The 14,656-nt window shown below is 38.6% G+C and carries 12 protein-coding genes; 7 read left to right on the top strand and 5 right to left on the bottom strand.

What is annotated here, in order from left to right:
- The first annotated feature begins 60 nt into the window (after positions 1 to 60).
- Positions 61 to 1,056 (top strand): class I SAM-dependent methyltransferase, encoded by a 996-nt coding sequence (locus tag T429_RS0100295; protein ID WP_005774144.1) that lies wholly within the window; start codon positions 61 to 63, stop codon positions 1,054 to 1,056.
- An 18-nt stretch (positions 1,057 to 1,074) separates the two neighbouring features.
- Here T429_RS0100295 and hslU read toward each other — a convergent pair whose 3' ends face one another.
- Together hslU and hslV are read right to left on the bottom strand one after the other, a co-directional pair.
- Positions 1,075 to 2,385, bottom strand: a complete 1,311-nt coding sequence (gene hslU / locus T429_RS0100290) for an ATP-dependent protease ATPase subunit HslU (RefSeq protein ID WP_005774145.1) — start codon at positions 2,383 to 2,385, stop codon at positions 1,075 to 1,077.
- Positions 2,386 to 2,967 (bottom strand): ATP-dependent protease subunit HslV, encoded by a 582-nt coding sequence (gene hslV / locus T429_RS0100285; RefSeq protein WP_005774146.1) that lies wholly within the window; start codon positions 2,965 to 2,967, stop codon positions 2,386 to 2,388.
- Positions 2,968 to 3,185: 218 nt separating this feature from the next.
- On the opposite strand from hslV, the gene T429_RS0100280 reads away from it, so the two are divergent.
- From T429_RS0100280 to T429_RS0100265, 4 genes are all read left to right on the top strand, one after another.
- A complete protein-coding gene (locus T429_RS0100280; protein ID WP_005774147.1) occupies positions 3,186 to 4,175 on the top strand; it encodes an asparaginase in 990 nt (329 codons plus the stop codon).
- 173 nt (positions 4,176 to 4,348) lie between these two features.
- Complete coding sequence (gene coaA, locus T429_RS0100275) at positions 4,349 to 5,293, top strand: type I pantothenate kinase (RefSeq protein ID WP_244548676.1); 945 nt, start codon at positions 4,349 to 4,351, stop codon at positions 5,291 to 5,293.
- Between the two features lie 14 nt (positions 5,294 to 5,307).
- Positions 5,308 to 6,675, top strand: a complete 1,368-nt coding sequence (locus T429_RS0100270; protein WP_005774149.1) for a leucyl aminopeptidase family protein — start codon at positions 5,308 to 5,310, stop codon at positions 6,673 to 6,675.
- Between the two features lie 157 nt (positions 6,676 to 6,832).
- A complete protein-coding gene (locus T429_RS0100265) occupies positions 6,833 to 7,699 on the top strand; it encodes a C40 family peptidase (RefSeq protein ID WP_005774151.1) in 867 nt (288 codons plus the stop codon).
- Between the two features lie 474 nt (positions 7,700 to 8,173).
- Here the strand turns inward: T429_RS0100265 and mutT are convergent, their stop codons facing one another.
- From mutT to T429_RS0100250, 3 genes are all read right to left on the bottom strand, one after another.
- The gene (gene mutT, locus T429_RS0100260; RefSeq protein WP_005774152.1) at positions 8,174 to 8,587 is read right to left on the bottom strand and encodes an 8-oxo-dGTP diphosphatase MutT; all 414 of its coding nucleotides are present in this window, start codon (positions 8,585 to 8,587) and stop codon (positions 8,174 to 8,176) included.
- Positions 8,588 to 8,708: 121 nt separating this feature from the next.
- Positions 8,709 to 9,941, bottom strand: a complete 1,233-nt coding sequence (argJ, locus tag T429_RS0100255; RefSeq protein ID WP_005774153.1) for a bifunctional glutamate N-acetyltransferase/amino-acid acetyltransferase ArgJ — start codon at positions 9,939 to 9,941, stop codon at positions 8,709 to 8,711.
- Positions 9,942 to 10,072: 131 nt separating this feature from the next.
- The gene (locus T429_RS0100250; RefSeq protein ID WP_005774154.1) at positions 10,073 to 11,026 is read right to left on the bottom strand and encodes a peptidylprolyl isomerase; all 954 of its coding nucleotides are present in this window, start codon (positions 11,024 to 11,026) and stop codon (positions 10,073 to 10,075) included.
- A gap of 423 nt (positions 11,027 to 11,449) precedes the next feature.
- Between T429_RS0100250 and secA the strand changes: the two genes are divergently transcribed.
- A complete protein-coding gene (secA, locus tag T429_RS0100245; protein WP_005774155.1) occupies positions 11,450 to 14,167 on the top strand; it encodes a preprotein translocase subunit SecA in 2,718 nt (905 codons plus the stop codon).
- Positions 14,106 to 14,603 (top strand): Fur family transcriptional regulator, encoded by a 498-nt coding sequence (locus tag T429_RS0100240; protein WP_005774156.1) that lies wholly within the window; start codon positions 14,106 to 14,108, stop codon positions 14,601 to 14,603. Before secA ends, T429_RS0100240 begins: the two co-directional genes overlap by 62 nt.
- Positions 14,604 to 14,656: the final 53 nt, after the last annotated feature.

Raw genomic sequence — 14,656 nt, 5'->3', positions numbered from 1 at the left:
TCGTAATCATGAAATGCCATCCCAACATTGGAATGGCATTTTTCTGTGAAAGAGCCACATGTGTTATCATTGTTACCTTTTGAAAATCATGCACTCCCTTATCCAGATCCAAACCAATGCTGGCTAAGTTTCGGTTTAACAGAAATCCCCTCTTCAGAATGGGCTAAAAATTTAAAAGTTATCACGCCTTGGCGACCAGATTTTTTAAAATTTGTCGATACTCAATTTCACTGCTCTCCTCAAATTGATAAAACTCGCATCTATGATGGTGCGCTTTTGCACCTAAGCAAATATCGTGGTTTTAACCAAAATTGTTTTCTTGATTTATTAGAATGCGTTAAACCAAGTGGATGGATTGTAATCAGTGGGAATAAAACGGCTGGTGCTGCTTCAATGATGAAATGGGTCAAAAAAATTGTTCCCATCACCCATAAACTCTCTAAAAATCATGGTCTTGTATTTTGGATGCAAGTTCCTCCAAAAATAGAGAAACAAAATATTGCACAATTGCGCTCACCACCGCTTTCTTTTGATAAATTTCAAACCACTTCTGGTATGTTCTCACATGGTCGTATTGATCTAGGATCTGCGGCGCTTGCTTCTTATATGCCCAAAGTTATTTCTGGAAAAACAGCTGATTTTGGAGCTGGCTGGGGCTATCTTTCTCACGTTGCACTTGAAAGCAATGTAAAACTGACAACTCTTGATCTTTATGAAGCAGATTACAACGCTTTGAAAGCAGCAAAACAGCACCTTAACCTCACAAAAGCCCCTTTTCCAATTCATTTTTATTGGCATGATCTTGTGCATGAGCCTGTCTCAAATCTGTATGACACAATCATTTCAAATCCACCGTTTCACACACAACAAACGACAGATATCTCCTTGGGAAAATATTTTATTATAAATGCTGCAAAATGCTTGAAGTCAGGTGGCAGTCTGCTACTTGTTGCAAACCGCCACTTACCCTATGAAACATTGTTAAAAGATATTTTCCGCACAGTGTTGATTCATGAACAAGCTCATGGTTTCAAAATTATCGAAGCACGAAAATAAACAAAACAAGCAATATCTCTAAAGAATAAAACGAGAAAGATCGATATCAGCAGCAAGCTCGCCAATAGATTGTCTCACATAAGCAGCATCAATCTTAAACGATGTTCCAGCTTTATCGGGCGCTGTAAAAGAAATCTCATCCAAAACACGCTCCATCACAGTTTGCAAACGACGTGCCCCTATATTTTCAATCCTTGCATTTAAATCGACAGCAATATCTGCTAAAGCATCAATCGCATCATCGGTTATTTCCAAATGAACCTCTTCCGTTGCCATAAGAGCAATATATTGTTTAATCAAGCTCGCTTCTGGTTCTGTTAGAATGCGTCGTAAATCCTCCCTTGTTAAAGGGTTGAGCTCCACGCGGATAGGCAAACGTCCTTGAAGTTCTGGTAATAAATCAGATGGCTTAGAAACATGAAATGCACCTGAGGCAATAAAAAGAATATGATCTGTTTTAATTTGCCCATATTTTGTAGCAATTGTTGTTCCTTCCACCAAAGGTAAAAGATCACGTTGGACGCCCTCACGCGAAATCGCAGCACTGGCTCCACCATCCCTCGTTGCGATTTTATCAATCTCGTCGATAAAAACAATACCGTCATTTTCAGCGACACGAAGTGCTTCTTGAATAATTTGTTCTTGATCAAGAAGTTTTTCAGATTCGTCATCAATGAGCGGTTTAAAAGCATCCCGTACTGTCGTTTTACGGACTTTTGTACGACTGCCCATTTTGCCCAAAATATCGGATAAATTCATAATCCCCATTTGCGCCCCAGGCATACCAGGAATATCAAAGGTTGAAGCACTATTGCTATTATTATCAGCTACTTCAATTTCAATCTCTTTCTCATCTAATTCACCTTCACGCAATTTTTTACGAAAACTATCACGGGTAGCCGGACTTGCTGTTTTACCAACAAGGGCATCTAAAACGCGCTCTTCAGCATTCACATGAGCCTTTTCTTTTATTTCATCGCGTTTCTTTTCACGTACAAGAGAAATGGCAATCTCAACAAGGTCTCGAATAATTTGCTCAACATCACGCCCCACATAACCAACTTCAGTAAATTTAGTCGCTTCTACTTTCACGAAGGGGGCTCCAGAAAGTTTTGCTAATCGACGTGCGATCCCTGTCTTACCAACACCTGTTGGTCCTATCATTAAAATATTTTTTGGCATCACTTCTTCACGCATCGGCTCATCAAGCTGTTGTCTACGCCACCGATTACGCAGTGCAATAGCTACAGAACGTTTAGCATCATTTTGGCCAATAATAAAACGATCAAGTTCAGAAACAGTCTCACGAGGGGAAAATACAACACACATTTAAATAGCTTTCTCTAAAGAAGATAATTCTGCATCCAATGTTTCAATCGTAAAATGATCATTGGTGTAAACACAAATTTTAGCGGCAATAGCCATAGCCCTACGGGCAATCGTTTCGGCATCCAAATCCAAGTCCATGAGTGCTCGCGCTGCTGAAAGAGCAAAATTTCCTCCAGAACCAATGGCCATAACCCCATCTTCTGGTTCTAAAACATCACCAAGCCCTGTTAGAGCTAAAGTTACTTTCTTATCCGCCACGAGCATCATTGCTTCTAGACGACGCAAATAACGATCTGTTCGCCAATCCTTTGCAAGTTCTACACATGCACGCATAAGCTGATCAGGATATTGCTCAAGCTTTGTTTCCAATCTTTCCAATAATGTAAAAGCATCTGCCGTAGCACCTGCAAAACCAGCAATAACCACTCCGCTCTTCCCAAGTCGACGGACTTTACGCGCATTACCCTTCATAATCGTTTGTCCAAGAGAGACCTGACCGTCACCAGCCATCACGACTTTGCCACCTTTTCGTACTGTAATAATCGTTGTACCATACATTATGTCTGGCTTATGTTCTGTCATAAGGACACTCCTTAAATATTACTTTTCTTTTTAATATTATCTTTTCATCCAATGTAAAACTCAATAACTATTGTCCTATTTAAGAACATATATAGCAAAACACAATGATTCAGCATCACTCAATTTGTTTAAATTGAAAAAATGATATTATTGTTGTCAATGTAAATTACTGCTAAATAGTTTTATGTAAACAGTTTGTGCCTTTATAGAGGGAAATTATGAAAAAAATAGCTATAGGAACCTTAGGTGGAACAATTGCAATGACTGCTGATCGTTTTGGTCACATGCAACCGACTTTAACCTCAGATAACCTCATAAAAAGTGTTCCTGATTTAAATAACATTGCTGATATTCATGCACAAACATTAATACAAATGCCAAGTGGATCTTTATCTTTTAAAATTCTTTTTGAAATAATCAAGTGGGCAAAACAACAAATAAACGCTGGTGCAGAAGGAATTGTTTTAACGCAAGGGACTGATACTTTGGAAGAAACAGCTTTTTTCCTTTCTCTTTATTGGAAGGAAGCTGAACCACTCATCATAACCGGTGCTATGCGTACCCCTCACGAAGCAGGCGCTGATGGACCCGCTAATATTTTAGCAGCAACGCGTGTCGCAGCCGCCCCACAAAGCCGTAATAGAGGCGTTCTCGTTGTCATTAATGATACGATTCATTCACCTTATTGGCTCTATAAAAGCCATACCGTCAAGGTTGAAACATTTCAATCAGGACTTGTCGGTATTCTAGGGACTATTTTAGAAGGAAAACTCATTTATTTCAATGACCGAAAATTTTTTCCAATGACGTTTGATCTTCCCCAAAACTGCGATCATCAAATTGCACTTCTCTATTCCTCTTTATCTTCTGATGCACATTTAATGAAACTCTGTCTTGAAAGTGGGTATTATGCTGGACTTGTTATCGCTGGTTTTGGTTCAGGACACTGTAGTTTTCAAGAGGCAGATCTTGTAAAACAATACGCACAAAAAATACCAATTATTATTGCGAGTCGTTGTTGTAATGGCTCAACAACTCGTATAACCTATGGTTATAAAGGTTCAGAAATCGATATGATTGCTTCAGGTGCTCTCATGTCGGGTTATTTATCAGCCGTAAAAGCACGTCTTCTTTTATGGACTTTTTTAGCACAAGAGTACTCATTGGCACAAATCCGCGCACACTGGAATGACTGGACGATAAGTTAATAAAAATGATCTGTTATCTTAAAGAAGAGAGCATGCAAAACAAAATTTATTTAAATACAAAGCAATTCGTCCTCCGCTCTTCATCGATTGCTGCGGCAAAAAAATTTCGATAAATAAAAATGATTAATACGACTATACAAAAAATTAACCAAGAAGATAATTTAGTCAAATCCATTTCTGACCGATATTCACCTTATCGTGTTTTTACAGCGCAAGAATGGTCAGAGTTTCGTGCGGACACACCTCTTACTTTGACTTTTGATGAAATTAAACGTTTACGCTCTATCGATGATCCTATCGACCTTGAAGAAGTCCAACGCATTTATCTTTCTTTATCGCGTCTACTCTCATGCCATGTTGAAGCAGTCCAGGAACTTTTTCACAAACGTCAGCAGTTTCTCCATCAAGAAGAGAATCAAAAAACACCCTTTATTATTGGAATTGCTGGTTCTGTCGCAGTAGGAAAATCAACCACCGCTCGTATCCTTCAAGAACTATTGAAACGTTGGACATCTAGCCTTAAAGTTGATCTGATCACAACGGATGGTTTTCTCTATCCTAATGCGATCTTAGAGCAAAAAAATCGTATGAATCGTAAAGGATTTCCTGATTCCTACGACATTAAAAAATTGCTGTGCTTTCTTTCAGCTATAAAAGCAGGTATTGGAAATGTCCCTGCTCCTCTTTATTCTCATATGACTTATGATGTTCTAGAAAATCAGACAATTACCATTGACCGTCCTGATATTTTGATTGTTGAAGGGATTAATGTACTACAGGTTAGTGATCTTCCTAAAGATGGGAAAGCCATTCCTTTCGTGTCGGACTTTTTTGATTTTTCAATCTATGTCGATGCCGAAACAGAAGTCATTCGTCACTGGTATTTAGAGCGTTTTAAACGTTTACGTAAAACAGCTTTTCAAAATCCTGAATCCTATTTTCACCGTTATGCCCTGCTTAATGAAAAAGAAGCCTCAAAAATCGCTGAGGATCTTTGGCAAACGATTAATTTAAAAAATTTACAAGAAAACATATTGCCAACACGACCACGATCCAATCTCATTCTACGAAAGGGAAAAAATCATTTGGTCGAGTATGTCGCACTTAGACGACTATAAGGATTTCATAAACTATGCACCAGCACCCCATTCATTTTAGCTCAGTACGTATCGATACCAGTTGCCCTATCATCTTGGTAAACCAAAGAAATCTTGCCAACTTATCACTTGATGCCTCAACAAAAGCATGGATAAAAGTTAATGATTTTACTGGCAAAGCAGGACAAATACTCTTTGTTCCTCACGAAACTGGGCACTTAAAAAAAGTTTTATTTGGAATTGGCGACGGGAGCGATCCCTTTATCACAGGACTGCTTGCTCAAAAACTTCCTGCTGGTTACTGGCATTTAGAAGGTGAAACCTCTGATGAAATAAATGCCTATCTTGGATTGGCACTGGGAAGCTATCAATTTAAGCGTTATCGCCAAAACTTTTCCTCCAAAACATTGTCGGTCTATGTCAATGAGTCCGTTGATTTTGATGAGCTCCAACGTATTTATGAAGCTGTCTTCTTCGTCCGTGATCTTATCAATCTTCCAGCTAATGATATGACCCCTGATACTCTCGAAGAAGAAACACGGCAACTAGGGAAAATATACGGTGCTCATGTCAAAAGTATTTGTGGAGATGATCTCTTAAGCCATAATTTTCCGATGATCCACGCCGTAGGACGAGCAGGCAGCACTGCACCGCGACTTATTGAGTTACACTGGGGTCAAGAACATCATCCTACAATAACGTTGGTAGGTAAAGGCGTAACTTTTGATACAGGGGGACTGGATATTAAATCAGCCAATAATATGTTGCTTATGAAAAAAGACATGGGGGGTGGAGCACATGTTTTGGGATTGGCTAAACTGATCATGGATGCAAAATTGCCTTTCCGTCTACGTGTTTTGATTCCAGCTGTAGAAAATGCAATTTCTGCCAATGCTTACCGACCAGGTGATATTCTTAAAAGTCGTAAAGGTTTAAGTGTTGAAGTGGGCAATACAGACGCTGAAGGACGACTTGTCCTTGCTGATGCTCTCGCCTATGGTGATGAAGAAAGTCCAAAATTCATGCTTTGTATGGCTACTTTAACGGGGGCAGCACGTATCGCATTAGGACCAGATCTTCCCGCATTTTATTGTAATGATTCAATATGGGCACAACAAATTTCTGAATCGGCTCACGCTGTTTTCGATCCTCTTTGGCAAATGCCCCTTTGGAAACCTTACCAAGAGATGTTATCATCCCCCATTGCTGACCTGAACAATGTAACTGGAAATAGCTTTGCTGGCTCTATAACAGCTGCTTTATTTCTTAATTCTTTTGTTGAAAAAGCTGAACATTTTGCACATTTCGACCTTTATGGATGGGTTCCAAAAGAAAAACCAGGATACCCCGTAGGGGGATCCGCACAAACGATTCGTGCCCTTTATAATATTTTAAAAAAATGACGTTTGACACAAAATATCCATAAAGATAGACAATTTTGCTGCTTCAAAAGAATTATCTTATGGTCTTAAAGTATGCTCTTGGCTTTATTTAAAGATGAGGCGTTGTGTTTGTGTAGTTGTCGTGAATTCTATTTCAAAATAAAATGAAGAGAAACAAATGGTCTCTAAAGATCCAAGATTACATGCATTTAGAGAAGATCTAGCAGATAAATGTCTCGAAACAGAAATTACAGCGCAGCGCTTTGTGCAAGGTGAAAAAAGACGTGTTAATGTCCCTGTTGCTGGACTGTTTAAAGAAAACAATAAAAAAAGTGAAATGCAGACAGAGTGCTTATTCGGGGAAGAGCTTCTTATCTTTGAACATGGCGAAACAATGTCTTGGGGACAATCCCTCAAAGATAATTATGTTGGCTATATTGATACAACAGCACTTTGTACATCAACCGTAAAGCAAACACATATCGTTTCAGTTCCACGTACTTTTCAGTATTTCCAAGCTGATTTGTGTGGGCCAATGGAGTATCCTTTATCCATGGGAAGTAAAGTAAGTGTCATTGATGAAGTTGAAGTCCGTGAAACCATGTATTCTATACTTGAAAATGGGAAAGCAATTATTAGCAATCATCTTAGTCCCATTGAACAAGTTTATAAAGATTATGTTACTGTCGCTGAGATGTTTATCCGCACGCCTTACCTTTGGGGTGGGACCAGTGGCTTTGGACTTGATTGCTCAGGAATCATCCAACTTTCTATGATAATGACTGGTCAAATGGTTTTACGCGATACTGACATGCAACAGAAAACTATAGGAAATCTAATCTCAGACAGTGATAAACTTCAACGAGGTGATTTAATTTTTTGGCAAGGCCATGCTGCCATTATGGTTGATCATGAGAATATCGTTCATGCAAATGGCTTCTCTATGGACGTTAAGATCGAACCATTAGAGGAAGTCATTACACGTATTGCTCAAACATATCAACGGTATCCCATAGAAAAACGCCGACCAATTCGAGAAACTTAATCCCTTTCCTATAAAAAACAAATCATTGAATGTTTTTTATATTTAATCGTTCATTAGTCGTATGTTTTATGTGTTTTAAAATTGTTTTTCAAATTACACACCACTCTTTGTACATTCAAGAGAAAAAGGGTAATTTATGATGATAAAACAATATGTTATTATATTAAATGTATTACGATAATACTTAAAGTCTTGAACATGTAAAATAATCTCTCATGACAAGCTCAAAGAATTTTCTTCTAAAGAGTCTTTTGATTTTTCCTATCATCGATATCTTATGAAATAAATACCCCTGATATCTCTTAGCACCCCAAAGCTCAACTCACAACAATACGCATAAAAAGTATAAATCCATTATCTGGCACCATTTTATGCTTCTGAAGCATGCAAAGCGATCATTATAAGCTTTTCCATCTAATATGAAAAATTATAAATAAATACTTATATTTAAACAATATTTTCTTCTTATACTCATTAAAGAAGATGATTTTTTAATACCTGAACCAATGGTTTATCAGCATCAGGCATAGGATATCTCTCAAGATCATTCATAAAAACCCATTTTAAATTTTGCCCTTCTCGTCCTTGAGCAACACCTTCATAATGACGACAAAGATACAACGGCATTAGGAGATGAAATGTCGCATAGCTATGGCTCGCAAACGTTAAAGGGTGTAAATTATCCACCCGAACATACACGCCAATCTCTTCTTCTAGTTCACGAATCAATGAGATTTCTGGAGTTTCACCATGTTCAACCTTTCCACCAGGAAACTCCCATAAACCAGCCAGCGATTTTCCTTCAGGACGCTTGGTAAGCAAAACACGATTATTTTGATCTAACAATGCGCAAGCAACAACAAGAAGAAGGGAATTTTTTATACCCATATCGCTCTCCAATGAGAATATAATTATCTCTTTATCATATTCACTTACCTCAAAAAGAATTCATATATCTCATTCTCTTTTTTTTAATAATAGGCCGTTATATGTAAAGAACGTGCATCCATTAACTTCTGTAATCGCCATTGATCATAACGTATTCCTTGGTCAAATCGCAAGACCAAACCGTCGCCTTACCAGCGCCCAAACCAATATCAACACGAATTGTGATGTGTTTACCTCGCATATAAGCGGCTATTGCTTCTTCGCAATAGTTAGGGTCTCGTTCACCATTGACAGCTAAGCGATATTCCCCAAACCAAATCGTCAACAGATCACGATCCACTTCAACACCGGCCTTTCCAACCGCCATAACGACTCGCCCCCAGTTGGCATCTTCACCGGCAATAGCCGTTTTTACAAGCGGTGAATTTGCAATGGATAAAGCAATCGTTTTCGCTGCATTGTTTGTTGTAGCACCACTCACATTCACTTCAATTAAATGACGCGCACCTTCTCCATCACAAACAACTTGGAGTGCAAGTTCATGCAGAAGTTCACTCAATTGTTTCACAAAAACACCATAACGTGGATCAGCCCTCTGGGTAAGAGGAGGAAAGTTTTCTTTTCCTGTCGCAAACAACATAAGCGTATCTGATGTCGAAGTATCGCTATCGACAGTAATCGAATTGAAAGAACCCTCAACAGCCTCTGATAACATGGATTGAAGCATCTCGGAAGAAATAGTCGCATCACTGACCACAAACGAGAGCATTGTTGCCATATCGGGGGCAATCATCCCAGCACCTTTTGCAATTCCATGAATGGTAACATTCGCCCCCCCACAATCAAAGGTATGCGTCGCAAGTTTTGGAAATGTATCGGTTGTCATGATGGCTTTTGCAGCTTCCAACCAATTTCCCTCTTCTGCTGTCTCTGCCATACCTGGTAAAAGATTTACAATACCTGAAGCATCCATTGGCTCACCAATAACACCTGTAGAAGCTATAAAAATTTCATTTTCTCTTACCTTTAAAGTGTCAGCTGCTGCACAGATGATTTCATTGGTTGTGTTCTTTCCTTTACTCCCCGTAAAAGCATTTGCATTTCCAGAATTCACAACAACACCCCTCGCAACCCCATGGGGAAGCGATGCACGACAATGCTCTACAGGGGCAGATGGACATTTTGAACGTGTGAAAACACCTGCCACACTCACTGGTTTATCGAATACAATAAAAAGGAGATCTGTACGATCTTTATATTTAATCCCAGCTTTAGCTGTTGCTATCCGTACACCAGATAATGGGGAAAGCTCTTGGATATTTTGGGGTTTCAAAGGAGATATTTTAAAAACCACACTATGCTTTCTATAAAAACAAATAAAATGACTACAGATTAATAACCTCTTATAGAAAACTGCTAGGTTTTTTTGAAAAAACGAACCTAGCGAACTCTCTATTAAAGAGGCTATCTATTTATTTTTTCTCGTTATTCGGTATCTTCTTCGTCGGATGTCTCATCGGGAAGCAGCGTTCCATTTTGATTAAGCGATTCCATGATTTTTGTAACATTAGGATCAGGATATTTCACATCTATCTTGCTACGCAAATCAACAATGAGTTCTTGATAGCGCTTTTTTATCAACTGTGTGCGCAACATCTCTTTAACATCATCAAATGCAGGAGGCTGTTTTACACGACGATCTTCTAATTTAATAATATGCCAACCAAAAGGACTTTCAACGGGTTGTTTCGTGTATTCGCCAACTTTCAAACCAAATGCTGCATCTTCAAAAGGCTTAACCATTTGACCATGACTAAAATAACCAAGATCACCCCCAACAGCAGCGGAACCATCTGTTGAACTTTTCTTGGCAATCTCTTCAAAATCTTCTCCTTTATTTAAATGCTTAATGATAGCTTCTGCTTCTTTTCTGGTTTTGACCAAAATATGACGAGCTTTAACTTCATCTTCTTTAGGTAAAGCAGCGATTTCTTGCTTATAAAGAACTTCCAAATCAGTATCCGAGATTTTGTCAACAATCGCCTGTTTAAAATAAAGCTGTTGGAGCACATTGTCACGCATAACTGCCATTCGTTTATCGTAAGCTTCTGTCTTATCAAGACCTTTGCTTTTGGCTGCTTTTGCAAGTGCCTGCATATCCAAATAAGCTTTTAAGACCATAACACGGCGTTGTTCATCAGGAAAACGGGCTAAATTAGGATTTATTTCAAGTGCTAACTCATCCAATTGTCCTGCTGTAATATCCTTTCCATCAATAACAGCCATAACATGAGAAGGAGAAACGGCTTTTTCAGAAGCTTTCTCCAAAGTCTTTAAATCATTCGACGATGAATTCGCACCTTCTTGGGCCCTCACCCCTAAACTTGTACTTGCCAATAAAGTTGATGCTAAAAACAGCGTGATAAAGTTAAATTTCATAAATATACTCCTTAAAAATGCAAGGCAGGTTCAAGATTCCAATTTTCTTTACCATAACACTTTAATCTTTAAACAGAGAGAAATAAATCAGTAATTTTATTTTAAAAAGTATAAAATTGCCCTTCTATCTCGGTTTCTTCAACCCTATCTAACACAAATAAAAAACATGATAATGGAAAAAATGGCATATTGTATATTAAATTACTTTGTATTGTATCTGTTAAATAACATACCTAAAGTTGACATAGCGCCCTTGGCCTCTTATCTCTACTCTACAATTTAAAGTGAAAAATTGCACACCGGCAAGTATAATGGTACCATCTGCATTTCATGATATCAGAAGACTTAAAGAAAATGTGGAACATGGGGAGATCATATGAATTTCCCAATAAGAGTGACAACAATTAAAAGAAAGGGCCAGAGATGGTCAGTTTAAGTGTTTTTGCACGTAAATTTTTTGGTTCAGCTCATGAGAGACGTCTCAAAGCACTCCGCCAAAAAGTTGCACAAATTAATGCTTTGGAAGAACAATTTGTAAAATTAAGCGATGAGCAGCTTTGCCAAAAGACAGAAGTCTTTCGTAAACGTCTTAGTGAAGGTGAAAGTGTTGATTTACTCTTACCAGAAGCGTTTGCAACGGTTCGTGAAGCCGCAAAACGTGTTTATGATATGCGTCCTTTTGACGTACAACTTATTGGTGGAATGGTCCTTCACAACTGTGGCATAGCTGAAATGCGTACCGGTGAAGGTAAAACATTAATGGCCACTCTACCAATTTATCTCAATGCATTGGAAGGTAAAGGCGTTCATGTTGTGACAGTAAACGATTATCTTGCCAGTCGTGATGCTGAAACAATGGGAAAAATTTTTAGTTTTCTTGGGCTTACAACGGGTGTCATTCTTCATGATCTTGATAGCGATGCCCGTAGAGCAGCCTATGCATGTGACATCACCTATGCGACAAATAATGAACTAGGTTTTGATTATTTACGTGATAATATGGCTTTCGATCATAGTCAAATGGTTCAACGTGGGCACCACTATGCAATTGTCGATGAAGTGGATTCTATCCTCATTGATGAAGCGCGTACACCCCTTATTATTTCTGGTCCTCTAGAAGATCGTACAGACTTTTATAACCTTATTGACACATTTATTCCTGCCTTAACGCCAGAAGACTATGAAATAGATGAAAAACAAAAAACAACAACCTTTACCGAAGTTGGTACTGAAAAAATTGAAAAAATGCTCGAACAAGCTGGGTATCTTAAAGGTGAAAGTCTTTACGACATAGAAAATGTCGCTATCGTTCATCATGTTAATAATGCTCTAAAAGCCCATAAACTCTTTGTTCGCGATAAAGATTACATTGTTCGCAATGATGAAATTGTGATCATTGATGAATTTACAGGTCGTATGATGCCTGGACGACGTTATTCTGAGGGACTGCATCAAGCGTTGGAAGCTAAAGAACATGTTGCTATTCAACCAGAAAATCAGACACTTGCTTCCATCACTTTCCAAAATTATTTCCGCATGTATAGAAAATTATCTGGAATGACTGGAACTGCAACAACAGAAGCCGAAGAATTCAGAAATATTTATGGTCTTGACGTTGTTGAAGTTCCAACCAATTTGCCAGTACAACGTCTTGATGAAGACGATGAAATTTATCGAACAGCAGAAGAGAAATATCGGGCGATTGTACGTAATATCCGTCAAGCGCACGAAAAAAAACAGCCTATTCTTGTTGGAACAACCTCTATTGAAAAGTCAGAACAATTGGCAGAACGTTTGCGAAAAGAGGGTATTACCGATTTTAGAGTCTTAAATGCTCGCTATCACGAGCAAGAAGCATACATCATAGCGCAAGCAGGTGTTCCTGGTGCTCTTACCATCGCAACCAACATGGCAGGACGCGGTACAGATATACAGCTTGGTGGTAATGTTGAAATGCGCATCCGACAAGAATTACACGATATCCCCGAAGGGCCAGAGCGAACCGCTAAAATTGAAGAAATCAAAAAAGATGTCAAACAACTTAAAGAAGAGGCTTTAGCGGCTGGGGGACTTTACGTTATTGCGACTGAACGCCATGAAAGCCGTCGTATTGATAATCAGCTTCGTGGGCGTTCTGGTCGCCAAGGCGATCCTGGTCGCTCAAAATTCTTTCTTTCTCTTCAAGATGATCTTATGCGTATCTTCGGCTCCAACCGTATGGATAGCATGCTACAGAAACTTGGATTGAAAGAAAATGAAGCTATTATCCATCCGTGGATTAATAAAGCTCTTGAAAAAGCACAAAAAAAGGTTGAAGCACGAAACTTTGAAATTCGTAAAAATCTGCTAAAATATGATGATGTCATGAATGATCAACGCAAGGTTATTTTTGAACAGCGTATGGAGATCATGAATGCGGACGATTTATCAGAAATGATCCATGAAATGCGCGATGAAGTTGTGGAAGATCTGGTAGAGACTTATATTCCATCAGGAACATATTCTGAAAAATGGGATGTAAAAACTCTCGAAGAGGAGATTCAAGAGCTCTTTAATCTTGAACTTCCTGTGCAAGAATGGGCAAAAGAAGATGGAATTGCCGAAGAACAAATTTTAGAGCGTATCTCAGATGCTGTTACAAAACTCGAAAATGAGCGTACTGAACGCTACTCTCCAGAGGTTATGGCTTATTTTCACAAAGCAGTATTGCTCGAAACCATTGACACGTTATGGCGTGAACATCTGGTCAGTTTAGATCATTTACGTTCTGTTGTGGGTTTTCGTGGTTATGCGCAGCGAGATCCACTCAATGAATATAAAACAGAATCTTTTGAGCTCTTTCAAGGTATGTTGAGAAATTTGCGCCGGATTGTCACTTCTAAACTTATGCGCTTTGAAATTATTCAACAACCTACCGAACCGGTCATGCCTGAACAAACTGGTGCTGATTCTTCTGTCTTTAATGATCAAAATCAAGGAAATGGTTCCCCCTTATGGGCACGAGCACAAGAAAATAGGTTTGTTAATCCACAAGACCGTGACCCCAATGATGTAACAACATGGGGAAAAGTTGGACGCAATGAACGTTGCCCTTGCGGTTCAGAGAAAAAATACAAACACTGTCATGGAGCCTTTGTTTGAAAAGCAAACAATGAAGATGAATAAAAAGCGAAACTATGAACAAGAATTACGCGCAGCTGGTCTAAGAGTAACGCGCCAGCGGCGTGTTATTCTTGATATTTTGGCTGATACAAACGATCATCCCAATGCATGTGAAATTTTTCAGCGTGCAAACAAAATAGATTCGAGTATTTCGCTCTCAACAGTTTATCGAACCATGAAAACGTTGGAAGTAAATGGAACAATTCACCGTCATACCTTTAGTGGTGGACCTTCTCGTTTTGAGCAAGCCGATGGGCAACATCATGATCATCTCATTGATATAGAAACAGGACAAGTTATTGAATTTCATTCTGATGTTATTGAAAAATTGCAAGAGGAAATTGCAAAATCCCTTGGCTATGATATTATTCATCACCGTCTTGAACTTTACGGAAAAAAACTCTTAAAGAAATGATCCTATATCATGAGATGGAGATATCTCAAACAAATCGGGTTTTATAAAAATTT

The sequence above is a fragment of the Bartonella elizabethae F9251 = ATCC 49927 genome (assembly GCF_000518165.1).
Taxonomy (GTDB): domain Bacteria; phylum Pseudomonadota; class Alphaproteobacteria; order Rhizobiales; family Rhizobiaceae; genus Bartonella; species Bartonella elizabethae.
Note: the sequence above shows the minus strand (reverse complement) of the source record. Positions and strands in the feature narration are given on the sequence as shown.